18 protein-coding genes are annotated in these 24,451 nt (G+C 56.5%); 10 read left to right on the top strand and 8 right to left on the bottom strand.

Features of this window, described 5'->3' with window-relative positions; genetic code table 11:
* The first annotated feature begins 93 nt into the window (after window positions 1-93).
* Together RI563_RS03540 and glgP are read left to right on the top strand one after the other, a co-directional pair.
* Window positions 94-1,731, top strand: a complete 1,638-nt coding sequence (locus RI563_RS03540) for an alpha-D-glucose phosphate-specific phosphoglucomutase (protein ID WP_310692967.1) — start codon at window positions 94-96, stop codon at window positions 1,729-1,731.
* A gap of 51 nt (window positions 1,732-1,782) precedes the next feature.
* Window positions 1,783-4,335, top strand: coding sequence for an alpha-glucan family phosphorylase (gene glgP / locus RI563_RS03535; RefSeq protein ID WP_310692966.1), 2,553 nt, complete (start codon window positions 1,783-1,785; stop codon window positions 4,333-4,335).
* 154 nt (window positions 4,336-4,489) lie between these two features.
* On the opposite strand, the gene malQ is transcribed toward glgP, so the two are convergent.
* From malQ to glgC, 3 genes are read right to left on the bottom strand one after another with little or no spacing between them, the layout of a single operon-like run.
* Window positions 4,490-5,953 carry a 4-alpha-glucanotransferase gene (malQ, locus tag RI563_RS03530; RefSeq protein ID WP_310692965.1) on the bottom strand — a complete coding sequence of 488 codons (1,464 nt, stop codon included), beginning with the start codon at window positions 5,951-5,953 and terminating at the stop codon, window positions 4,490-4,492.
* Window positions 5,954-7,648: a glycoside hydrolase family 57 protein gene (locus tag RI563_RS03525; RefSeq protein ID WP_310692964.1), complete on the bottom strand. Its 1,695-nt coding sequence runs from the start codon at window positions 7,646-7,648 to the stop codon at window positions 5,954-5,956.
* The gene (gene glgC, locus RI563_RS03520) at window positions 7,638-8,906 is read right to left on the bottom strand and encodes a glucose-1-phosphate adenylyltransferase (RefSeq protein WP_310692963.1); all 1,269 of its coding nucleotides are present in this window, start codon (window positions 8,904-8,906) and stop codon (window positions 7,638-7,640) included. The genes RI563_RS03525 and glgC overlap by 11 nt, the downstream gene beginning before the upstream one ends.
* Before the next feature lie 424 nt (window positions 8,907-9,330).
* Between glgC and glgB the strand changes: the two genes are divergently transcribed.
* Both glgB and glgA read left to right on the top strand, forming a co-directional pair.
* Window positions 9,331-11,541 carry a 1,4-alpha-glucan branching protein GlgB gene (gene glgB / locus RI563_RS03515; RefSeq protein WP_310692962.1) on the top strand — a complete coding sequence of 737 codons (2,211 nt, stop codon included), beginning with the start codon at window positions 9,331-9,333 and terminating at the stop codon, window positions 11,539-11,541.
* A complete protein-coding gene (gene glgA / locus RI563_RS03510) occupies window positions 11,538-13,022 on the top strand; it encodes a glycogen synthase GlgA (RefSeq protein WP_310692961.1) in 1,485 nt (494 codons plus the stop codon). Before glgB ends, glgA begins: the two co-directional genes overlap by 4 nt.
* A 9-nt stretch (window positions 13,023-13,031) precedes the next feature.
* Here the strand turns inward: glgA and RI563_RS03505 are convergent, their stop codons facing one another.
* Window positions 13,032-13,235 (bottom strand): SAP domain-containing protein, encoded by a 204-nt coding sequence (locus RI563_RS03505; protein ID WP_310692960.1) that lies wholly within the window; start codon window positions 13,233-13,235, stop codon window positions 13,032-13,034.
* Between the two features lie 182 nt (window positions 13,236-13,417).
* The gene (locus tag RI563_RS03500) at window positions 13,418-13,573 is read right to left on the bottom strand and encodes a hypothetical protein (protein WP_310692959.1); all 156 of its coding nucleotides are present in this window, start codon (window positions 13,571-13,573) and stop codon (window positions 13,418-13,420) included.
* A gap of 732 nt (window positions 13,574-14,305) precedes the next feature.
* On the opposite strand from RI563_RS03500, the gene RI563_RS03495 reads away from it, so the two are divergent.
* Window positions 14,306-15,451 (top strand): GGDEF domain-containing protein, encoded by a 1,146-nt coding sequence (locus tag RI563_RS03495; protein ID WP_310692958.1) that lies wholly within the window; start codon window positions 14,306-14,308, stop codon window positions 15,449-15,451.
* Between the two features lie 278 nt (window positions 15,452-15,729).
* Here the strand turns inward: RI563_RS03495 and RI563_RS03490 are convergent, their stop codons facing one another.
* On the bottom strand, window positions 15,730-16,701 hold the full coding sequence (locus tag RI563_RS03490) for a calcium/sodium antiporter (protein ID WP_310692957.1): 972 nt from the start codon (window positions 16,699-16,701) through the stop codon (window positions 15,730-15,732).
* A gap of 109 nt (window positions 16,702-16,810) precedes the next feature.
* The gene (locus RI563_RS03485; protein WP_310692956.1) at window positions 16,811-17,458 is read right to left on the bottom strand and encodes an arylesterase; all 648 of its coding nucleotides are present in this window, start codon (window positions 17,456-17,458) and stop codon (window positions 16,811-16,813) included.
* On the opposite strand from RI563_RS03485, the gene RI563_RS03480 reads away from it, so the two are divergent.
* Both RI563_RS03480 and RI563_RS03475 read left to right on the top strand, forming a co-directional pair.
* On the top strand, window positions 17,457-18,164 hold the full coding sequence (locus tag RI563_RS03480; RefSeq protein ID WP_310692955.1) for an ABC transporter ATP-binding protein: 708 nt from the start codon (window positions 17,457-17,459) through the stop codon (window positions 18,162-18,164). The genes RI563_RS03485 and RI563_RS03480 overlap by 2 nt on opposite strands.
* Window positions 18,157-20,679 (top strand): ABC transporter permease, encoded by a 2,523-nt coding sequence (locus RI563_RS03475; RefSeq protein WP_310692954.1) that lies wholly within the window; start codon window positions 18,157-18,159, stop codon window positions 20,677-20,679. Before RI563_RS03480 ends, RI563_RS03475 begins: the two co-directional genes overlap by 8 nt.
* Window positions 20,680-20,699: 20 nt before the next feature.
* Here the strand turns inward: RI563_RS03475 and RI563_RS03470 are convergent, their stop codons facing one another.
* Window positions 20,700-21,875 (bottom strand): NAD(P)/FAD-dependent oxidoreductase, encoded by a 1,176-nt coding sequence (locus tag RI563_RS03470; RefSeq protein ID WP_310692953.1) that lies wholly within the window; start codon window positions 21,873-21,875, stop codon window positions 20,700-20,702.
* A gap of 83 nt (window positions 21,876-21,958) precedes the next feature.
* Here RI563_RS03470 and RI563_RS03465 point away from each other — a divergent pair, with 83 nt between their 5' ends.
* The 3 genes from RI563_RS03465 (at window position 21,959) to RI563_RS03455 (ending at window position 24,151) form a co-directional block, all read left to right on the top strand.
* Entirely contained in the window at window positions 21,959-22,990 is a 1,032-nt protein-coding gene (locus RI563_RS03465) for a metal-dependent hydrolase (RefSeq protein WP_310692952.1), read from the top strand.
* 74 nt (window positions 22,991-23,064) lie between these two features.
* A complete protein-coding gene (locus tag RI563_RS03460) occupies window positions 23,065-23,439 on the top strand; it encodes a YajD family HNH nuclease (protein ID WP_310692951.1) in 375 nt (124 codons plus the stop codon).
* A 43-nt stretch (window positions 23,440-23,482) separates the two neighbouring features.
* Window positions 23,483-24,151, top strand: coding sequence for a hypothetical protein (locus tag RI563_RS03455; RefSeq protein ID WP_310692950.1), 669 nt, complete (start codon window positions 23,483-23,485; stop codon window positions 24,149-24,151).
* The last annotated feature ends 300 nt before the right edge of the window (window positions 24,152-24,451 follow it).

Raw genomic sequence — 24,451 nt, 5'->3', positions numbered from 1 at the left:
CAATCCCGGCGACGGATAAACTGTCTGTCATTAAAACGTGTTATACATGCAGTCTGAATTCACTCTAACAGCCAGTAGCCCGGAAATATCAACATGCCAGTCAGGACAATCAGCACACAGCCCTATGCGGACCAGAAACCCGGCACGTCAGGCCTGCGCAAGCGGGTCGCTCATTTTCAGCAGCCCCATTACCTGGAAAATTTCGTCCAGGCCATTTTTGACAGTCTGGAACCGGCGCGGCGCAACACGCTGTTGCTGGGCGGCGACGGGCGGTATTTCAATGATGAGGCGATTCAGACGATTTTGCGCCTGGCGGTGGGGAACGGTTTTCGCCGGATACTGGTGGGCCAGCACGGCTATTTATCGACCCCGGCCGCCTCGTTGCTGATTCGCCGCTACCAGCTCGACGGCGGGATTATCCTTTCGGCCAGTCATAATCCGGGCGGCCCGGACGGGGATTTTGGCGTCAAGTTCAATACGCACAGTGGCGGACCGGCGCCGGAGAAGGTGACTGCCCGGATTCATCAGCGGGCCTCATCCCTGACGCAATACCGGATTGCCGAGATGGAGCCGGTGCCATTACAGGACTGCCACAGCTGGCAAGTGGCGGACAGCCGGATCGAGGTGATCGATTCGGTGCAGGATTATGCCGATTTAATGCAGGAACTGTTCGATTTTGAGCTGATTCGCCAGCGCTTTGCCGAGGGGCAATTGCATATTGCTTATGATGCCATGCATGCCATTACCGGGCCCTACGCCCGGGAGATCTTTGTTAACCGGCTGGGCGCCGCACAGGCGAGCCTGTTAAACGCCGCACCGAAACCCGATTTTGGCGAGGCGCACCCGGATCCCAACCTGGCCCACGCCAGACAGTTGCAGGCAATCATGAACCAGTCGAGCGGGGCGCCGGATCTGGGCGCAGCCTCGGACGGGGACGGCGATCGCAATATGATTCTCGGCCAGGGTTTTTTTGTTACGCCCAGTGACAGTCTGGCGGTACTGGCGGCCAACGCGCAGCAGGTGCCCGGTTATCGCGAGGGGATTGTCGGTGTGGCGCGTTCCATGCCCACCAGTCGGGCGGTGGATCGGGTTGCCGCGCAACTGGGCGTGGCTTGCTACGAGACGCCCACCGGCTGGAAGTTTTTCGGCAACCTGCTGGATGACGGGCGCATCACTTTTTGCGGGGAAGAGAGCTTCGGCACCGGCTCCGCGCATATCCGCGAAAAAGACGGTCTGTGGGCGGTATTGTTCTGGCTAAACCTGCTGGCCGTGCGACGCGAATCCGTGGCGGAGATTGTCATGGCCCACTGGCGAGAATACGGGCGTGACTATTACACTCGGCATGACTACGAGAATCTCGACAGCCGGATCGCTGAACAACTGGTGGCGGATTTACAGGCGCAACTGACCTCGTTACCGGGCCGGAATATTAATGGCTTTGTGATCACGTCCGCGGACAATTTCTGTTATAAGGACCCGGTAGATGGCAGCCTCAGTGAGCACCAGGGTCTCCGTATTATTTTTGGCGAGCAGGCCCGGATCGTGGTCCGTCTGTCGGGAACCGGGACAGAAGGGGCTACTCTGCGGTTGTATGTTGAGCAATACGAGCCCCCCGAGGGCGAGTTGATTGAGCCGACCGAGCGGTTCCTGCAGCCGTTACTGGCGGTCAGTGAAACTCTGTTGCCGATCTGTCATAAAACCGGCCGTGTCGGGCCGGATGTCATAACCTGATATTCTATACTTGGCGATAAGCCACCTTTGAGCAAAAGGTAAGGGAACCCTATGAGCGAAACAATATTCCAGCTGGAAGTGCGACCCAACATCCCCGAAAAGTTACAGGGTCTGGAAGCACTGGCCAATGATCTGCTGTACAGCTGGGACCGTGATGTGCGCGGTTTATTTTATCGGCTGGATGATGAACTGTGGGAAACCTGTAATCACAATCCCAAGGTTTTTTTGCGCCGCATCGCCCAGGAAAAACTGGATGAGGCGGAGGATGATCACCTGTTCATGGAAGAATATTCACAGGTCATGTCGTCTTTTCGGACCTATCATGAAAAGGAAATCAGCTCGAATATTACCGAGTGCCTCGATCCCGGGCAGGATCTGGTTGCCTATTTCTGCGCCGAATTCGGTCTGCACGAAAGTTTTCCGATTTATTCGGGCGGCCTGGGGATCCTTGCCGGCGATCACTGCAAGGCAGCCAGTGATCTGGGTGTGCCGTTCGTGGGTGTCGGTTTACTCTACCGACAAGGTTACTTTACCCAGTTTATCGACGGCAACGGTAACCAGTTATCACAATACACGCCGACCAACTTTGATGAACTTGTCGTACAGCCGACCTGCAACAGTGACGGTCAGGCGTTTTATGTTCAGGTCGAGATCGAGGAGCGGCCGGTCAAGCTCAAGGTCTGGGAGGCGCGCGCCGGGCATATTCGGCTGTTTTTACTCGACAGTGATCTGGAAGAGAATGCCACCGAAGATCGCAGCATCACCTTTCAACTGTATGGCGGTGACAGTACCACCCGTATTCAGCAGGAGATTGTCCTGGGGATTGGCGGGGTACGGGCCTTGCGAGCGATGGGTATTATGCCCACGGTCTGGCACATCAATGAGGGACATGCCGCGTTTCAGATACCGGAGCGGTGCCGTGAATACGTGGAACAGGGGATGGATTTCAACAGTGCCCTGGAGCTGGTTGCCGCCGGTACGGTCTTTACCACTCATACACCGGTTGCCGCGGGGCATGACATGTTCCAGCAGGAACAGATGACCCGTTATTTCAAACATTACGCCAAATCGTTGAATATTGAACCGGCGGCATTTTATGCCCTGGGTGAGTCCCCCAACAATCACGGCAGCTTCAACATGACCGCGCTGGCGTTGCGCGGATCACGTTATCACAATGGCGTGAGTCGGATTCATGGTACGGAGGCCTCGGCCATGGAAGCCTATGTCTGGCCCCAGATTCCCCACGACGAGAATCCGATCTCCTATGTCACCAACGGGGTACATGTACAGACCTTCCTGGCCCGCGAATGGGTCAATCTGTTTGATATGCGTTTTCGCGAATGGCGCAGCGAGTTGAATAAGCCGGAATACTGGGAATGTATTGATTCGATTCCGGATCATCGCTACTGGAGTCTGCGCCAGGAGCTCAAGGCGCAAATGCTCGAAGATGTCAATAAACGGACCCGCCGCCGCTTTCAGCGTGCCGGCTTCAGCGAAGCCCAGCTCAAACGACTGACCAGCTATACCAGTGAACCGGAACAAAATGTTCTGGTGCTGGGCTTTGCCCGTCGCTTTGCCACTTACAAACGTGCCACCCTGTTATTCTCTGATTTGCCGCGTCTGGCCCGCTTGCTCAATAATCCCAAGCGTCCGGTCATGCTGGTATTTGCCGGCAAAGCCCATCCGCGCGACATTCCCGGACAGGATCTGATTCGTACCATTCATGAGTATTCCCTGCGTCCGGAGTTTATCGGCAAGATTATCATGCTCGAAGGCTATGATATGGCCATGGCGCGAAAACTGGTTACCGGTGTGGATGTCTGGCTGAATACCCCCGAATATCCGCTGGAAGCCAGCGGGACTTCCGGGCAGAAAGCCGCCATTAACGGCGTCATTAACCTGAGCGTGCTCGATGGCTGGTGGGGCGAAGGTTACGATGGTGAGAACGGCTGGGCAATTCATCCGCATGCCCGGCATGAGGACGCTGGTCTGCGCGATCAGGAGGAAGCCGCCGATCTGCTGGATATACTCGAGAACGAAGTTATTCCGCTTTATTACGACTACGGGAGTCAGGGCTATTCTTCCGGCTGGGTCAAACTGTCCAAAGCCTCGATGAAAAGCTGTTTGCCCCGCTTCAATTCACAACGGATGGTGATCGACTATGTCAAACATTTCTATGCCCCGGCCCGGGCACATTATCAGCGACTGTCCGTCAACGATTGTGCCCCGGCGCGGTCTCTGGCTGAATGGAAAAGCAAAATCCGCAGTAACTGGAAACATGTCAGTATCAAGCGGGTCGATCAGGTTCGCCAGCAAATACATAATGGCGAGTCATTGCCTATTGTGATTCAGGCACATCTCAACGGTCTGTCGGCGGACGATGTAATTGTCGAGTGTGTTGTGGGTAGCCGTGATGATAATGGTAAATTCACGCCGCATGAACAATACAAATTTTCCTATACCGATATGGAGGGCGAGGATCATGTCTTCGAGCTGCAGCTCGAGCCGGAAAATCCGGGTCTGAATCACTACAAACTGCGGATGTACCCCTGGCACGAACTGCTGGGGCATCCGTTTGAAATGGGGTCTATGATCTGGATCTGAGAAGCTTAACGCAGAGGGCAAAGAAAATAATAATTTTGAGTTCTAAATGTTGAGTTTTGAATGAGTTTCGATCGTGAAACTCAAAATTTAAAATTCAACATTCAAAATTATATCTTTGCGTCTTTACGCCTCCGCGTTCTTCTCTTCTTTACATTTATAGCCGCCCGTACAGATGTAAAAGATGGCGGAGTTTTTGGCTGAGATCGGCGGGTAGTTGTTCCCAGTCGAAGCGCCATTGCCAGTTGCCTTCCATTGTTCCGGGTGTGTTCATGCGATGTTCGCTATCGAGCGACAACAGGTCCTGCATCGGAATCACCGCCAGACAGCTGACTGAGGCCAGGGCGCTGCGAATGAGGGGCCAGGGCATCTCCCTGTCCGTTTCCAGTCCCAGATAATCCAGCACATAATTTTGCGTTTCGGCCGGGAGCTGACGATACCAGCCAAGACTGGTGTCGTTATCGTGCGTGCCCGTGTAGACCAGCGAACGAAATTCATGCTGATGGGGCAGGTAGCTGTTGTCGGGATCACCATCGAAGGCGAATTGCAGAATCTTCATCCCCGGCAGGTCAAATGCTTCCCGCAAGGCATGGACCTCCTCGGTAATCATGCCCAGGTCTTCCGCGACCAGAGGCAGGTCGGGAAATGCGGTATGCAGGGCGGCAAGCAGTTCTGCGCCGGGGGCGTCGACCCAGTGACCCTCAATGGCAGTTTCGGCTTCAGCGGGGATCGACCAGTAAGCCTGCAGGCCGCGAAAGTGATCAATGCGCACAATATCAAATAATTGCAGCTGGGTTTGCAGGCGTCGTTGCCACCATTGAAAGTGGTCCTGCGCCATGATCTCCCACTGATAGAGCGGATTACCCCAGCGTTGACCGGTGTCGGAAAAATAATCCGGTGGCACACCGGCCACCTGCTGCGGATTACCCTGGCTGTCGAGCGTAAACAGTTCGCGTTGGGCCCAGACATCGGCGCTGTCATAGGAGACATAGATGGGCATGTCGCCAAACAGCAAAACCTCGCGTTCTTCGGCATAGGCCTTCAGATCCTGCCACTGCTGAAAAAAGACAAACTGGCAAAAGCGGTGAAACTCGATCCGTTCAACCAGAGTCTCGCGTGCCAGTTTCAGTGCCGTGTTGTCCCGATCCCGTAATGCCACCGGCCAGCGGTGCCATGGCAGCTGGCCCTGTTGTTCACGGATGGCCATAAACAGGCTGTAGTCCTCAAGCCAGTCAGATTCATTAACCACAAACGCCTGCCAGGCAGACAACAGTGTTCTGTCTTTTCGGTGATGGAACTGTTTCCAGGCCTGCTCCAGTTGTTGTTGATGGGTCTGATAATCCGTCACGGCGGGGCGTTCCGGTAACAGGTGGCGATCCTGCAGCCAGTCCAGGCTGATCAGGGTCGGGTCGCCGGCGTGGGCCGAGAGGGCCAGATAAGGCGAACCGTCCTGGTGGGTAGGGCCCAGTGGCAGCATTTGCCATACGCCGATACCGCACTCTTGCAGCCATTCGATAAAGCGATAGGCATCATGGCAGATCTGTCCACGGGGCAGAGGGCCAGGCAATGAGGTGGGGTGTAGCAGGACAGCGCCGCGCCGCTGGCGGTACAATGGATGCATTCAGTCGGCGTCCTGGCCGCGGCGCATGGTGCCGCCGGCGGAAGGCTGGCCACCCCCGTGGGAAATTGGTTCGGCCAGTACATCCGGCGGTTCCAGTCCCAGTTGCATGTACAGATTGGATAACTGCTGGCGATAGAGTTGATCGAAATCGCGCACCGATTCGGCCGGGTTGTAATCGCCGAACCACCAGAACCAGTCGGAGCCTTCGCAAATGGCCAGCTGGGTGAGAATTACATCGCGTTGTTCGGCGCTGAATTCGCGTGATGCCAGTTGTTGATCACAGGCGCGTTTGGCCTCCACCAGCAGCTCCCAGGCGCGGTTTTTGCCGGGATCGCCAATCCAGGTGGAGAAGGTCCCGTAGACCCAGCTGCCGGCCACCACCCGATCCAGGGTTACCGGCTCGGGCTGCTCGGCCAGATACGTGCTATAGGTGGTCAGATTGAGATCGGGGTGATCCGCCAGACCGGCATACAGCGCCTCTAAAAAGTAATACCCATTCTCCGGATAAAATTCCCAGGCATTTTCGCCATCCAGAATGATGGAGACAACCGGATTGGCCTGTTCCCGACAGGCTTCGGCGATATTCTCCAGATGATGAAGCAGATTGGCCACCGCGTCATCGGCGTGCCAGGTGGCGTAATCAAAGCCGATCAGGTCCGACAATCCGTCATCGCGGAAAAAGCAGCGGGCCGTGGTATCGGCATAACGGTAGCCGGTGTGCAGACAAGGGCTGTCGGTGTGGTTTGCGTTGAGGCTGTTACGTAGCACTGTATCGCCACTGGCCAGCCAGGTGAATCCGTGCTCGCTCAGCAGGCGGATCGTCGCCTCGCTGATACTGCCTTCCGACGGCCAGCAGCCGGCGGGACGAAAGCCGAAGTGTTGTTCGAAGACTTCGAGCCCTTTTTCGATATGCCAGACAACCCGTTCTTCACCGCCGGGATAGTGATCCGCCACCGGCAGGCTGGTCTCGGGCATGGCTTCACGGGCCGAGTGAATGTCCAGTAATAATGGCATGATGGGATGGGCATAGGGCGTGACCGACAACTCGATACGACCCTGTTCAGCGAGCGCGCGATAACGGCCTATCACGTTGTCACACAACTCGCCGATCAGGCGCAGCAGGGCATGGCGGTCATGCTGATTGAAGTTGATGCCCTTGTCGATTAAGGCCTGAATCTGGGGATTTTCCCGGCGCACGGTTTCGCCCAGCCAGGCCAGGTGAAACCAGGTCAGCAGGTCGGTTAAAAAGCGATCATGCAGATAGATAATGGCATCGGGATGCTCGTCCAGCCAGCTGGCGAACTCGGCCAGTCGTTGATAGTTGGGATAACGCTGAATCAGGCGCGTTTCATTGGCTCGCAGGCACTGTTTGATCAGGGCCAGCCGTTGCCTGGGTTCGCCGGGCATCACCGGGCGGGCCAGAGCATCGAGCAGGGGGTCATGAATTTCCGTGCCCTGCAGGAAAAACGCCTGTATCTGGCGTGCATAGTCGTCGATTTGTTCCAGCAGCGTCGGTGTGAAGTTAACCACCGCCCGCGCGGCCGGGTTGGCTTCCAGGTGCGCGGCCATGTCGACATAGTCCTTGATGGCGTGCAGGTAGGTCCAGGGCAGGTGATAGTCGCCGCTGCGCCGGTCCCGGTATTCGGGCTGATGCATATGCCAGTAAAGGACAACGTTCAATGGTTTAGCGGACATGATGAATCTGCTGGCCGAGCATTTCCGGTGTCACCAGGACGACTCCCTTGGGTGAAATGTAAAAGCGTTTGGCATCCTCCTGGGCATCCACACCTATCCGGGTGCCGTCAGGAATTTCACAACCTTTTTCAATAATCGCGTGGCGAATGATACAGTTCTGACCGATCTCGACTTCTGGCAGAATCAAGGAATCTTCTACCAGCGAATAGGACTCGACACAGACACTGGAAAACAACAGCGAATGACGTACCGTGGCGCCGGAGATGATACACCCCCCGGAGACCATGGAATCGATCGCCTCGCCTCGCCGATCATCCTCATCAAAGATGAATTTGGCCGGCGGCAACTGTTCCTGGTAGGTCCAGATGGGCCAGTCCAGATCATACAGATTCAGCTCCGGGGTGATACCGATCAGTTCCATGTTGGCTTCCCAGAAAGCATCTACCGTGCCAACATCCCGCCAGTAGCCCTTGTTGCCATTGACGGGATCCTGGAAGGTATAGGCATGGGCCTGATAGTTATCGATCAGGGCGGGAATGACATCCTTGCCAAAGTCGTGACTGGACTGATTGTCGTCGGCGTCTTCCAGCAGGCGGTCGAGCAGAAAGTCCTTGTTAAAGACATAGATGCCCATGGAGCAGAGTGACATGGTCGGATCGTCGGGGAGTGTGGGTGGCTGCTCCGGTTTTTCCACGAACCGGCGGATGCGATGCGTCTCGTCGATATCCATCACCCCGAAGGCCGAGGCCTGTTCCACCGGGACCTCCAGACAACCGACGGTAATGTCCGCGTCCTGTTCCACATGGGAGGCGAGCATCGCACCGTAGTCCATCTTGTAAACATGGTCACCGGCCAGTATCAACACATATTCGGGATTATGATTGCGGATAATGTCGATATTCTGGTAGATGGCATCGGCGGTGCCGGCATACCAGGAGGTTTCGATGCGTTGCTGGGCGGGCAATAATTCGACAAATTCGCCGAATTCCCCACGTAACATCCCCCAACCCTGCTGGATATGGACAATCAGCGAGTGGGCTTTGTACTGGGTCAAAACACCGATGCGCCGGATACCCGAATTGATACAGTTGGAGAGGGGGAAATCGATAATCCGGAACTTGCCACCAAACGGCACGGACGGTTTGGCGCGCCACAGGGTCAGCTGCTTGAGTCGGCTGCCGCGTCCGCCGGCCATGATCAGGGCCAGGGTATCGCGGGTCAGGCGGCTGACAAAACGGGGCGAACGGGTATGACGCATAGGGACTTCCTTATTCGATAATTGAGGACAGCAATCCGTTTCCCCTGGCTTTTGGGGTTCCCGCCTTGTTCGGTACAGCCTGGCAGCAATTTATGCGCCAGCGGCGATACCCGTCAACCGGGGGTTGGCCCGGGTCGGGAAAGGGATGTTGCCCCTCTTTGTCGCACAGTGAGATAACCGTGACACACTATCAAGCATAATCCTCCATCGCCGGTTTTGAAAGCACAGGAGCGGCTTTGTTGCGGCAATTGTGGACAAACACCTGTCCATTGCAGCGCACCGGGATGACCGGCATATGACAATCGATCCTCACCAAAAAAATCCGGCATGGATTTTCCACGTATCATGTCGCGCCTGGATCACCTATGATGTAATCAGCAGCTTTGAATGTTTGCACCGCCTGGTAAACTCTGGAACTAGCCTGATGACCGACACGCCACAAGCCCAACTGTCTGACAGTCACGTGCAGGACAACCCCGATCTGCAGCGCCTGTTGGAGGCCCGCCATCACGACCCGTTTGCCGTGCTGGGGCGCCACGAACAGGCTGGCGAAACATTCATACGCATATTACTACCCTATACCTGTGAAGTGATGCTGGAGGACACTGGCGAGGTGTTCCGACGGGTCGGCAACAGCGATATTTTCGAGTGGCGGGGCCAGGGCGAACAGCTGCCGGCCCATTATCGCCTGCGGCGGATCGACAGTGAGGGCGGGACTCACCTGTTGTATGACACCTATGCGTTTGGACCGACACTCTCCGAGTATGATCTCAATCTGTTTTCGGCCGGCAAACATCTGCATGTGTATCGCATGCTTGGCGCCCATGCCTGCAATATCGATGGTATCGACGGGGTTCGCTTTGCGACCTGGGCCCCCAACGCCGAGCGGGTCAGTGTGATCGGCAACTTCAATCGCTGGGACGGTCGCTGTTATCCGATGCGTGCCCGTGGCAGCAGCGGCGTATGGGAATTGTTCATTCCCGAATTACCCATGGGGGAGCTCTACAAGTACGAGATCCGCAATCGCGATACCGGCAAAGTGGTGCAAAAGTCCGACCCGTATGCCAGGCAGACCGAGTTGCGGCCGCGCACCGCTTCGGTCATTTTTGAAAGCGACTATACCTGGCAGGATGAATCCTGGCTGGCACAGCGCCAGGCCGCGGAGTGGTTGTACCAGCCAATGAGTATTTATGAGGTGCACCTGGGTTCCTGGCAACGCGGCGATCAGGGTGAAACCCTCGATTATCGCGAGCTGGCCCACCGAATGGTCGAATATGTCACCCGGCTCGGCTTTACTCATATCGAGCTGATGCCCATCACAGAACACCCCTTTGATGATTCCTGGGGCTATCAGACGACCGGTTATTATGCACCGACGGCACGCCACGGCGATCCCGACGGCTTTCGCTATTTTGTCGATTATTGTCATCAACACGATATCGGCGTTTTGCTTGACTGGGTGCCGGCCCATTTCCCGCGCGATGAATTCGCCCTGGCTTATTATGATGGCAGTGCCCTGTATGAACATGAGGATCCCCGGCGCGGCGCGCATCCCGATTGGGGTACCCTGATTTATAACTATGGGCGCAACGAGGTACGTAACTTTTTAATCAGCAGCGCCATTTTCTGGCTGCAGGAATACCACCTCGATGGTCTGCGGGTCGACGCGGTAGCCTCGATGCTCTATCTCGATTACTCCAAGGAGAAGGCAGACGAGTGGCTACCCAATATCCACGGCGGTAACGAAAACCTCGAAGCCATCAGTTTTTTGCGCGAGATGAATACGGTGACCCATCAAGAGGTGCCCGGCACGTTGATCATGGCCGAAGAATCCACCGCCTGGCCCCAGGTCACCCGTCCGGTGGAGCTGGGCGGGCTGGGGTTCTCCATGAAATGGAACATGGGCTGGATGCATGACATTCTGGAATATTTTTCCCAGGATCCGGTTCATCGTCGCTATCATCACGATAAACTGACCTTTGGTCTGATCTATCTGTTTACCGAAAATTTCATCCTGCCGTTTTCCCATGATGAAGTGGTTCATGGAAAATCTTCGCTGCTTTACAAGATGCCGGGCGATGAATGGCGAAAATTCGCCAATCTGCGACTGTTGTATACCTTTATGTATACCTATCCGGGAAAGAAACTGCTTTTTATGGGCTGTGAGTTTGGCCAGGGTCCGGAATGGAATGCCAAAAAGCAACTGGAGTGGCATGTACTGGAGTACCCGGTGCATCACGGTTTGCAAAAACTGGTGGGCGATCTCAACCATTTGTATCGACGCGAATCGGCACTGAACTACTATGATTTTGATTACCAGGGGTTTGAGTGGATCGATTGCCACGATTCAGAGCAATCGATTATCAGCTTCCTGCGCAAGAGTGATGATCGCTTTGTGGTGGTGATATTGAACTTTACGCCGGTGCCGCGTTATGACTATCGTATCGGAGTGCCACAGGCAGGACGTTATCGTGAGATTCATAACTCCGATTCGGAATTTTACGCCGGGAGTAATGTGGGCAACCAGGGCGAGTTACACACCACCGGCGTCAGCTGGATGGGGCGTCCTGATTCGTTGTCGCTGACCTTGCCGCCACTTGCCGGTATTGTGCTCGAGTATCTGGTTGACGAATGACCGCCCGACGTATTCTGTATTGCAGCAGCGAAGCGTATCCACTGATCAAAACCGGTGGCCTCGGTGATGTGGCCGGTAGTCTGCCGCGTGCATTGCAGCAGCTCGGCCATGATGTTCGACTGGTATTACCGGCTTATCGGGATTTGTTACACAACCTCGCGCAACGTCCCCGTCAGCTGGGTCAATGGGAGGTTGACGGGCAACTGGTTAACCTGTGGCAGACCACTTTACCCGCTAGCCGGGTGAAAACCTGGCTGGTCGATTGCCCGGCGCTGTTCGGGCGCCCGGGCAATCCCTATCACGACACCGACGGCGAGCCCTGGCCTGATAATGCGCAACGCTTCGCCCTGTTTGGCAAAGTCGCCGCCTTGCTCGCAAGTGACCAGCTGGGCCTTGAGTGGCAGCCGGATATTGTTCACGGAAACGATTGGCAGTGCGGTCTGTTGCCGGTCTATCTCAATGAGTTCGATAGCCGTCCGGCCACGGTCTTTACCATTCATAACCTGGCCTATCAGGGGCTGTTCGATCGTGCCACATTCGAACAACTGGGCCTGCCCGAGTCGCTCTGGCACTTTACCGCGCTGGAGTATCACAACCAGCTGTCATTCATTAAAGGCGGGCTGGTCTATTCCGATCACCTCACTACCGTCAGCCCAACCTATGCGCGGGAGATCCAGACACCGGCTTTTGGTCAGGGCATGGAAGGGCTGTTGGCATACCGTGCGGCGGATCTCAGTGGTATTCTCAATGGCATCGATACCCGCGTCTGGAATCCGGGGACGGACAGACTGATCGTCAAACGCTACAACCGCCAGCATCTGGCTGATAAAGGGATCAATAAACAGGCCCTGCAGGCACAGTTCGATTTGCCGCAGGACAATGCTGTGCTGTTAATGGGAATGGTCACCAGACTTGCGGAGCAAAAAGGGATCGATCTGATCCTGGACAGTCTGCCCGATCTCCTCCGGCTGCCGGTGCAGCTGGTCATCCTGGGCAGTGGCGATAAACGTTACGAACAACGCCTGCAAGAGGCGGTCAGGCAGTATCCGCGGCAACTGGCGGTTACCCTGGGTTATGACGAGACACTGGCGCATCGCATCGAGGCGGGGGCCGATCTGTTTTTGATGCCCTCGCGTTTTGAACCCTGTGGTCTGAACCAGCTGTATAGCCAGCGCTATGGCACCTTACCCCTGGTTACCCCGGTCGGGGGACTGGCTGATACCGTTATGGATACCCGCCTTGATACCTCGGGCCAGGCCTTGCAAGAGAGCGAAGCCAGCGGTTTTGTCATGTCAGAAGTGAGCCGCGCGGCGCTGGAAGAGTCAGTAGAACGTGCGCTGGAGCTTTACGCACAACAGACGTTGTGGCGGCACGTCCAGCGTATCGCCATGGGCCGGGATTTTTCCTGGCAACGCAGTGCCGGGCGCTATGTGCAACTCTACGAACAGCTTCTGCAGCAACGCATGGCCGTCATTACCTGAGAGGGCGTTTTAGTGCGCTGCTTTTTTTGCCGCGGCAAAACAGTCTTCCCGCCACAGGCAACCCTGCTGATCGCAGTTGCCATCGATGGCGGTGGCATAGCACTCGAAATTGCCTTCGGCCGACTGGATATGTCGCACCAGATCTATCTTGCTCTGGCGTGATGTTTTTAACCCGTGCTGTTTGGCAAGATTCCGGATTTCCTGCATTTGCATAATGTCTCTCCTGAGTAAGGTGTTCGCGGACAAGTCTGGGGCCGGTTTATGACAGCCGTATGGCAAACCCGACAGGGTCTCATAAAGTATAGACCCGTTTCACTCCGACCGGAAAAAGAAAAGGCACAGCCGGGGTGGACTGTGCCAAGGCGGAGTTCATCCGCATCGAGGTCCACCTTTTTTCAGGCAGGAGGAGAAATCGGGTTATCGATGCCAGGTTCTGCGATTTTCTCCGTCAGGTCGGCAGCAGAACATTGACTGGGTGCAGTGGAGGTGTATTCGTCATCCAACTTCAGAAATAACTCGACAAATGTCGCATAATTGAACTGGCTATTCATGGCGGTATTCTCCGGTTGGCACGAGTGCTTCATCTGATACTCTCCTGAATAGTTACAACAATCATGCCAGACATCGAGTTTCCTGAAGTATTCGACTAACTCATTGTATGACATAGGTTTCCTGTCCGGGAGGAAGCCCCGCACAGGGTTTGAGCATGTTGGTCTTGCACCGTAGCGGTTCAGCGGGGTGGCATTTGCCCTGAAGTGGTTCCTGCCAGGGTTCGCGATGAGGTGTGTCCGGTCATCACTGATCGTGGGAAGGAGGTGTTTTGTCATTGCCCGCTGACGAAACATCAGGCGGTTTCTCCGCCGGGTTATTCAGGCGCTGTAATGCGTGCCGCAATACCGGAAAACGATCGGCGATCCGGGTGAAAGTGGTTCGGCTGCGCGGGGAATATTTCATGAGTAACGGGATCCCAATCAGCAGCAGCGGGAGTCCGAGCGGTAGCGGAGACCAGAGGACCAGTAATCCGCTCAGGGTCGAGGTACTGCCCAGTACGATCCAGAACCATTTGATCATGGTCGGTCTCTTTACCTGTTATTTCGCCGGGCGGCGAGCAGAGCCTGCCACAGAAAAATGAATTTTGTGTGACTCTTATCCCGCTGTCCGATTGCTGTGCATGAAATCCCTGAGTTGAATTGTCAACCACTTTTTTTGTAAGTGAACTATCATTGGCGGCTGTCGTCTACCGATAAAATGTTCTAATCTTGAGAAAACACAGAAGTTCCGCCATGCTGTCAGATAATCATACGGCCACTGAACCGGGAAGTTCGCCGCACGGGAAGGAATCCTCGCAACATCGTACCTTTGGTAACTCACGGGTCAGCCACGAACAGTTCCGTTTTGTCTATGCGGCCGAACATGTCTATCTGGTGGGCCTGCTGCTGCACCTGCTGTTTCTTGTCCTGTTTTTCTGGCTGAATATTCGCGAGCTTTATCTGTTCAATGTGTTCAGCCTGGCCGCCTTTTCCCTGGCGCTCTATCTGAACCGAAACAGCCAGCACAATCTGGCCCTGTGGCTGGTCTATCTCGAGGTTATTCTGCATGCCAGCCTGGCCATCTGGCTGCTGGGCTGGAACAGCGGTTTTTATTACTACATGTTTGCTATCGGGCCATTGTTATTCATCAATCCCGGCCGGCCGCTACTGGAAAAAATTCTGCTGTCGGCAGTGCCGATCATGTTACTGATTGCTCTCTATATACAGTCTTTGCGAGGATTCCCGCTTTATTATCTGAATCTTGATGTAATTCACCTGCTACACATCAGCAATATGGTGGCCACCGTGGTAGTGGTGGCTTACCTGGCGCATTACTACTCCAAGGGGGTTAACGATTCAGCGCAACAGTTACAAAAACTGACCGAGGCCTATGAGCAACTGGCGACCTATGACTCATTGACCCGGTTACTCAATCGCCATGCCATGACCCAGGCGATCGAAGACGAAGTCAGTCGATTCCGGCGAGATGACAAGCCATTTGTCCTGGCGCTGGGTGACATCGATGATTTCAAGCAGATCAACGATCATTACGGCCATCATGCCGGGGATATCCTGTTGAAGGAACTTGCCTCCCGAATGCAGCAACGGTTGCGGCGACATGATGTTATCAGCCGCTGGGGCGGCGAGGAATTTTTGCTCCTGTTATCGGATGTCACCCTGACAGAAGCGGAGTCCGTTTTGAATGAATTGCGGGAATACCTGGCCGAACCGATACGGTTCAAAAATCTCGACCAAAAGGTAACGATCACCTTTGGCGCGGCCCAGTACAGTGACGAGCGGGGTATCGAGCAAACCATCCAGGCGGCGGATCGGGCCATGTATCGAGGTAAAACCTCTGGTAAGAACCGGGTGGTTCTGGATCGTTGTGCACCGGAATAATTAAACTTTTCAAACCGAAAGCTTATCTCTCGCAGAGACGCCACGACGCCAAGAAAACTGAGATTGCTTATTCTCAGCGCGCGCTGCATTTTTGCGAAAGTATTATAGAAGGGGGCCGTCCTACCCACGATCTTCTCGATACGAGGATAATAATACGTGAAACGCACCTTATCCTGATATCGACACCTCTGTGGGCTTGCAGACTACTACCCGTTTTGCGGGTAGCATTTGATAGGCCAAATGCATGGACCCTCTGATCGGATATTCACCAGGACGATTCAGGTTCCCAGTACTCCGATGACGAGATACCCGGTATAACCCAGGAATACCGCCACCAGCACCGCCCCTTCGACCCGGTTGATTCGGCCCGGCTTGCGAAAACCGTAACCCAGCACAAACAGGGAAAAGGTCAGGGCGCCCATCACCAGCATGTCGCGGGTCAGCACCTCGGGGGGTACCGCCATGGGTTGGATAATACCAGCCAGGCCGACGACCGCCAGGGTATTGAACAGATTGGAGCCGAGCACATTGCCCAGGGCCAGATCATGCTCTCCCTTGCGAATGGCGGCCAGTGAGGAGGCCAGCTCCGGCAGGGACGTGCCGACGGCCACGACTGTCAGGCCGATGATCAGATCGCTGACCCCGAATCCCTGGGCAATACTCACTGCTCCCCAGACCAGCCCGCGGGAACTGATAATTAACAGCAGCAGACCGATTCCCAGCCACCACAGGGCCCGGCCCAGCGGCATGGCATGGCTCTGCAACTCGGCCTCCATCTCATCGGCCAGCGCGTCTGTGCGGGCGCGCATCCCTTCGCGGATCGACCAGCCAATCAGGCCGGCAAAGACCAGTAACAGCACAAGGGCATCGATCCGTTCCAGACTGCCGTCGCGTAATTGCCAGGCCGCCAGCAGGGTCACCAGCGCCAGCACCGGCAGCTCCTTGCGCAGGATTTGCGAGTGGACGGCGATCGGACTGAGCAGGGCGGTCAGTCCCAGAATCAGCGCAATATTGGTGATATTGGAACCATAGGCGTTGCCCAGTGCCAGCCCCGGGTTACCCTGCCAGGCGGCCAGAACGGAAACCACCATCTCGGGGGCGGAGGTCCCGAAGCCGACGACCACCATGCCGATCAGTAACGGCGGCATACCCAGGTGGCGGGCGGCGACCGCCGAACCTTCCACAAACCGATCCGCACTCCAGATCAAAAGCACCAGACTGAGGATGACGACCAGCAGAGCCAGACTCATGATATTCTCCTGTTAGTGGTGCAATAACCCGACCTGGCGAAATGAACGACATCGAACGGGTTAGATCAGTTTCTATATTCCTGTGGCACTATCCTGTCGGGATACGCTGTTACCGGTCCGGCTTCAGCATGGGGGCGAGTTTATCCCAGACGTTATGCATGATGCGCGACTGGGCGTCGGCGGTCGGATGAATGCCATCGCTTTGCATCAGGCCCGGATTGTCGGCGACCTGATCCAGGATTTGCGGCACCAGGGAGACAGCATATCGCTGCGCAAGCTCCCGGTACACCGCAGCGAAACGGGCATTATAAGCCGCTCCGTAATTGGGAGGCAGGCGTACACCGGCCAGCAAGACCCGGGCGTTGGCCTGCTGGCTGCGTTCGATAATGCTGGCCAGACTGGATTGAATTTCAGAAAAGGCGAGACCCCGCAAACCATCGTTGCCACCCAGTGCCACGATAACAATCGCCGGTTGATGGGTGCGCAGGGCCGGTTCAAGCCGGCTGAGCGCGGTACGGGTGGTATCACCGCTGACACTGGCATTGATCACGCGATAATCATAGCCTTTGCGTGATAGCTGCTGTTGTAACAGGCTGACCCAACCCTGATCCCGATCGATGCCGTACGCGCCACTGAGACTGTCACCCAAGACCAGAATATTTGCCTGTGTTTTGTCCGTGGCGGACACGGTATGGTTAATGCTGATCACCAGGCCAAGCAGTACTGGTATAACTTGTCGACAAAAGGCTTTTAGCATGAACAAAAGCAGTTCCCGTGTCTTTGTGGAAGCCCGTCACCTGGGCAAGCAAGTCCATACCCGCGACGGCGTTTTGACCCTGTTGCATGATATCAACTTTGGTGTCGAGGCGGGAACTTCACTGGCGATTCTCGGTGCCTCGGGTTCAGGCAAGACCACCTTGCTGGGATTGCTGGCGGGACTGGATTTGCCAAGCGAAGGAGAGGTGATTCTGGATGGTTACGGATTAAATGCCTTTGATGAAGATGGTCGGGCCCAACTGCGCGCCGAGCGGGTTGGCTTCGTATTCCAGAATTTTCAGCTGTTGCCGGGGCTGACCGCGGTGGAAAACGTGATGTTGCCACTGGAACTGGCTCGTGCTGCGCAGCCACGTCAGATGGCCGAACAGATCCTGAGCCGGGTCGGACTGGGACAACGATTTCATCATTATCCCAACCAGCTATCCGGTGGCGAACAGCAACGTTGCGCCATTGCCCGCGCCTTTGCCACGCAACCGCGTTGTCTGTTTGCCGATGAGCCCACCGGTAATCTGGACAGCGAGACGGGCAGACGCATCATCGACTTACTGTTTGAGCTCAACGCCGAACAGGGCACGACATTGATCATGGCGACGCACGATCCCCATTTATCACAGTTGTGTCAGCAGCGTCTGTATCTGGATGCCGGACGTCTGGTTGAACCGGAGGCCGCTGCCCGTCATGGCTGAACGCCACTTGCATAATCTCTCATTCCTCTGGATAAATTCCTGGCGCATGTTATGGCGTGACTGGCGCGCCAGAGAGCTGGGTATTCTGGCACTGGGGCTGGTAATAGCGGTCACCAGTATCACGGCTGTCGGATTTTTTACGGACCGGATCGAACGGGGGCTACAGGAACAGTCCGCCGAACTGCTGGGCGGCGATCTGGTTATCAAATCCCGCAATGCCTCCGTGCTTCGCTATGTCGATGCGGTAAAAGAATCCCCGTTGGATGTAGCCACAACCACGCAGTTTCGCAGCGTTGTGCTGGGTGAGGCACAGCCCCATCTGGTCGAGGTCAAGGCGGTCTCAAAAAACTATCCCCTGCGTGGCACCTTGCGCACCAGCGAGACCCCTTTTGCCGGGGATACGCCAACCAGGGCGATTCCCGCGCCGGGGGATATCTGGGTCGATGCTCGCCTGCTGTATTTATTGAACACCGAAGTCGGTCAAACCGTGAGCCTGGGGGAGAAGCGTTTTACCCTGCGCAAGATCCTGCGCTATGAACCGGATCGGGCCGGCGACCTGTTCTCGATGGCGCCCCGGGTTTTAATGAACCGGGATGATCTGTCGGCAACCGGCTTGCTGGGGCAGGGATCGCGAGTGACTTACCGGGTACTGATCGCCGGTGCTCCGGAGCATGTCGAAGCTTATCGGTCTACCCTCAAGGGAACACTTCAGCCGGGCGAACAGATCCAAAGCGTTGAGGAAGGGCGGCCCGAACTGGGTACGGCGCTGGAACGGGCGCGACAGTTTCTCGGGCTCGCGGCCCTGATCAGTGTGCTGCTCGCCGGGGTAGCGATCGCCACGGTCGCTTACCGCTTTACACGACGCCACCTGGATACCAGCGCCATGTTGCGCTGCCTGGGTACCACGCAGACGGTAATTATCCGCCTGTTCACGCTGGAGATGCTCTGGCTGGCGCTGCTTGCCAGTACGCTCGGTTGTGTTCTTGGTCTGGTTACCCAGCAGGTCATTGCCCAATTACTGGATCAGCTGTTGCTGGTTAGCCTGCCGGCGCCTTCGGCCAGGCCCCTGTTGCTCGGTTATGCGACCGGCATTGTCCTGTTACTTGGCTTCGCGTTACCGCCATTGCTTGCGCTGCGTCGTGTTCCCCCTTTGCGTGTCTTGCGCAAGGATATTGTAACGCCACCGGTCAGCAACGGACTGTTGTATCTGGCAGTGCTGGTCTGTATGGCGCTACTGCTTTACTGGCAAATCGGCAACGTTCGGCTGGTTTCCCTGGTGCTGGCCGGGATGCTGGGGACACTGGCGGTACTGGCCATCGTGGCTTACGGCATGATTCGATTATTGAATCGGCTGCGCACCCGGGTTGGCATGGCCTGGCGTTTTGGACTGTCCAATCTCTCCCGGCGTCCGGTGACCAGCATGATCCAGGTGGTGGCCTTTGGTCTCGGCCTGATGGTATTGCTGCTGCTCTCCACGGTGCGATCGGATCTGTTAGCGAACTGGCAAAACAGTCTGCCGCCGGATGCGCCGAATCATTTTGTGATCAACGTGCAACCGGATCAGGTGGACGGCATACGTCAGTTCTTCTCACAGCTGGGCGTGGAAAATAGCCGCCTGTATCCCATGGTGCGGGCGCGCCTGGTTGAAATCAACGGCGAGCCGGCGCGGGCTGATGATTATGAGGATGATCGTGCCCGGCGCATGATTACCCGGGAATTCAATCTTTCCTGGGCCGAGGTCATGCAACAGGACAACACGCTGATCGAAGGCAGCTGGTGGACGCAAGAAGACCACGGCAAACCGTTGTTGTCGCTGGAGGCCGGTCTGGCGGAGACGCTGGGACTGGAGGTTGGCGATGTGGTCAGTTTCAATATCAACGGCACGGTCACGGATTTTACGGTGCGTAATCTGCGCAGCGTGGAATGGGACAGTTTCAATATCAATTTCTTCACGGTGGTGCCGCCCGGTGTACTGGAACAATGGCCGGCAAACTGGCTGACCAGTGTCTATCTGGAGAGTGAGCAGCGCCGGCATCTGGCGGATCTGGTCAGAACCTATCCGAATGTCACCCTGATTGATGTGGAGACACTGATGGAGCGCGTGCGTCAGATTATGGATCGTGTCTCGCTGGCGGTGGAGTTTATCTTCCTGTTCACGATACTGGCCGGTCTGGCGGTGCTGTACGCGGCAATTCAGGCCAATCAGGATGAACGACGATTTGAAAATGCGGTATTGCGAACCCTGGGCGCAAAAAAACAGACCCTGCTGCTGGGACTGTTTGCCGAGTTTGTCCTGCTGGGCGCCCTGTCCGGCCTGCTGGCGGGGTTGTCCGCCACCTCGCTGGCCTGGTTACTGGCCGAGCGTATATTCGAGTTTGACTATCAGTTTGATCCGGGCGTGATACTGCTGGGACTGGTCAGCGGGATCGTGATCGTGACGATCGCGGGTGTACTGGGGACACGACGGGTATTGACGCATCCACCGATGGAATCCCTGCGCGAGAGTGCGGGCTGAAGGTCTTTTGATCCAAACAGCTACACCACCTGGCCCGCGACCCAGCCGGACGACCAGGCCCACTGAAAATTGTAACCGCCCAGCCAGCCGGTCACATCGACAACCTCTCCGATAAAATAGAGTCCGGGGACATGCCGGGATTCCATGGTTCTGGAAGAGAGCGCATCACAATCGACCCCGCCCAGAGTGACTTCTGCTGTCCGATAGCCTTCGGTACCAGCGGGAATAAGCTGCCAGTGCTGTAACTGCTCGCTGATCTCTTGAAATTGATGGCGCGAGAGATGCTGTAACGGGGAATCGAGCAGCGCCGGTTCGAACAGGACCGCGACCAGTCGTTTGGGCAGCAACTGGCCGAGCACGGTTTTCAGTTTACTCTGGGGATGCTGGCGTTGCTGTTCCGCCAGACAGGTGAGCAGGTCCTGATCCGGTAACAGGTTAATGGTAATCGGCTCGCCCGCCTGCCAGTAACTGGAGATTTGCAAAATGGCCGGACCACTCAGGCCACGATGGGTGAACAGGATATTCTCGCGAAACGCGGTATTGTGAAAACTGACCCGGCTGTCCACCGAGACCCCGGTCAGATCGGCGAACCGGGCCTTGTCCTGCGGTTGCAGGGTAAAGGGCACCAGCGCGGCACGGGTCGGTTGGATCGGGTGACCGAACTGCTGTGCGATCCGGTAGCCAAACGGACTGGCACACATTTTCGGGATCGACAGACCGCCGCTGGCGATGACCAGCGAGTCGGCCTGGAAGCCTCCCCGGCTGGTCGTCAGCTCGAACCGCGCATCCGGTTTTTCCACGCGCTCGATCGTGCAATTGAGCTGGATGTCGACCTGGTACTGGCGGCATTCCTCCAGCAACATGTTAAGAATATCCCGGGCGCTGTGATCGCAAAACAGCTGGCCGTGGGCTTTTTCATGCCAGGGGATGTGATGGCGGTCGACCAGGGCGATAAAATCCCACTGGGTATAACGACTCAGTGCCGATTTGCAAAAATGGGGATTATGCGAGAGAAAGTTGTCGGCACTGATCTGGTAATTGGTGAAATTACACCGCCCGCCGCCGGACATCAGGATTTTCTTGCCGGGTTTGTTGGCATGATCCAGCACGATCACCCGGCGTCCGCGCTTGCCGGCTTCGATGGCACACATCAGGCCCGCGGCGCTGGCGCCGATGATTATAACGTCTGTTTCCATGCTGGATCGGTCCAAAGAAGGTCGAGAGTTGATGCGCAGGGGCCATGTTACCGGCAGAGGCGCTTTCGGGTATAGTCGCGGCTATGGATATTTTAACCCAGGGCTTGATCGGCGGTGTACTGGCCCAGGCCGTGGCCCGTCCGCAGGAGAAAAAAATCGCGACCCTGGCCGGCCTGTTTGCCGGCCTGCTGGCCGATGCGGATATCCTGATTCGCTCGGCCGGTGATCCCCTGCTCAATATTGAATATCATCGTCATTTTACCCATTCGCTGCTGTTCATTCCATTCGGCGCGGCGATCGCTGCTCTGTTGCTGTGGCCGTTATTGCGCCGGCATCTTCCTTTGAGGCGGCTGTATCTGTTTTGCCTGGCCGGTTTCAGCCTGAGCGGTTTTCTGGATGCCCTGACCAGTTACGGCACGATGTTGTTCTGGCCGTTTTCCGAACAGCGGATCGCGTTCAACCTGATGCCGATCGTCGATCCACTATTTACATTGATCCTGTTATTCAGTCTGATTCTGGGCTTATGGCGGATCCAGCAGCCCGTCACGCGCGTCGGCCTGCTGTTGTGCCTCTTGTATATTGGCGTGGCCTTTGTTCAGCAACAACGGGCGTTCGAGACCGCGCAGCAGCTGGCTGGCGAACGCGGGCATGAGCCCCGGCGGCCGATCGTCAAACCGACGCTGGGCAACCTGTTGCTGTGGCGTTCGGTCTATCTGCACGAGGGACGAATTTACGTGGATGCGGTGCGGGTCGGTATACTGGCCGAAACCCGCGTTTATGCCGGCCAATCGGTTCCGTTGTTCCGGCCAGCCGCGGCATTGCCCGCGCTTGAACCCGACAGCGTTCTGGCAAACGATGTCCGGCGGTTTAGCCGTTTCTCCGAGGGCTATGTGGCCCGGGATCCGGAACAGCCACAGGTACTGGGCGATCTACGCTACAGCATGTTGCCCAACAGTGTTCGGCCCTTGTGGGGCATCGTCATCGATACCGGGGCACCACAGACGCATGTGGATTACCGGTTTTTCCGTGAACACACGCCGACATTACGCCAGACTTTCATGGCCATGTTACGGGGAGATTGCAATCCGCCCGAATGCCGGAGAGGTTCGGATTGAACGACAGCTGCCTTGTTGGTAACCCGGCTGCTGGCTGCTATTATCATGGCCTGGGATTCTTAAGCGAGTTGACCATGAGCAAACCGGATAATGACAAACTGAATCAGGTCGTGGCCGAGGCACGCCGTGCCAGTGAATTGCGCGAGCAGGGCTATCGTGAGCAGGCACTGAAAATGTATCCGCATGTGTGCGGACGTTGCGGGCGTGAATTCAGTGGTAAGAATCTGCGCGAGCTGACCGTGCATCATCGCGATCACAATCATGATAACAACCCACCCGACGGCAGCAACTGGGAGCTGTTGTGCCTCTATTGTCATGACAACGAGCATCAGCGTCAGCTGGAAGCGCAACAGGGCAGCGGTACGGCTTCGGCGTCGGGCAACAAGCCCGCCGGTGCGACATTCAATCCCTTCGCCGATCTCAAATCCTTGCTGGACGATAAAAAGTGACTGGCCGGTTTCGGCCCGGTGCCTTTGATCTGAAGCGTGGCCTGTGACGCCCTGGCAGTTGCTCGACACCGCGACGGTGCCCGGTAACGGCGGCGAGTTGCAGTTGTATCAACGCGGCACCGAGTTCTCGATCAAGCTGGCCGGTCGCGGCGAGCTGATGAGCAGCCGGGTTCACGGCTCCGAAGAGGTGCTGGCCGAACAAACCTGTGTTCGTCTGACTGCGGAACATCCCCGTTTACTGATCGGTGGCCTGGGCATGGGGTTTACCCTGGCGGCCGCGCTGCGCCATGTCGGCGAACAGGCCCGGATCACGGTCGCCGAACTGGTGCCGGCGGTGGTGAGCTGGAATCGCGGCGTGCTGGGCGGCTGTGCCGGTTATCCTTTGCAGGATCCACGCGTCAGCGTACATGACGGGGATGTGGCGCAACTTCTCAAACGCGAGGAGCCTGCCTATGACGCGATTGTGCTGGATGTGGACAACGGCCCGGAAGGCCTGACCCACCGGAACAATAACTGGTTATATAGCATGGACGGGTTGAATGCCGCGTATGCGGCATTACGTCCGGCAGGTATTCTGGCGGTCTGGTCGGCCGGTGCGGCCCCGGAGTTTATGCAGCGACTACAAAAGGTCGGTTTCGATGTGGATGAGATGCGGGTCCGTGCTCATGGCAAAAAGGGGGCGCGGCATACCCTGTGGTTTGCGCGGCGGTAAAGTGAGCGCCCTGCGGGCGAGCTGAATTTTGGAAGACGCGCTTGTGGGAGGCGACTGACGCACAGGGAAGTGCTAATGTCGCGTGAGGCAGGGATGCCGTGAGCGACTCGTCGGCGACTCTTGCGGGGTCACCCGGCTTATCTAAATGTCCGCCCTCCGGGCGAGCTGTGATCTTGAAAGTGGCTCTTGTGGGAGGCGACTTTGTCGGCGACTCTTACTAATCCACCTTATCTATTTAAATGTTCGCCCTCCGGGCGAGCTGTGATCTTGAAAGCGGGCTCTCGCGCCCGCGCGGCGAGT

This window comes from Thiohalophilus sp. (assembly GCF_031581315.1).
Classification (GTDB): Bacteria; Pseudomonadota; Gammaproteobacteria; order UBA6429; family Thiohalophilaceae; genus Thiohalophilus.
This window is presented reverse-complemented; position numbering and strand designations above follow the sequence as displayed.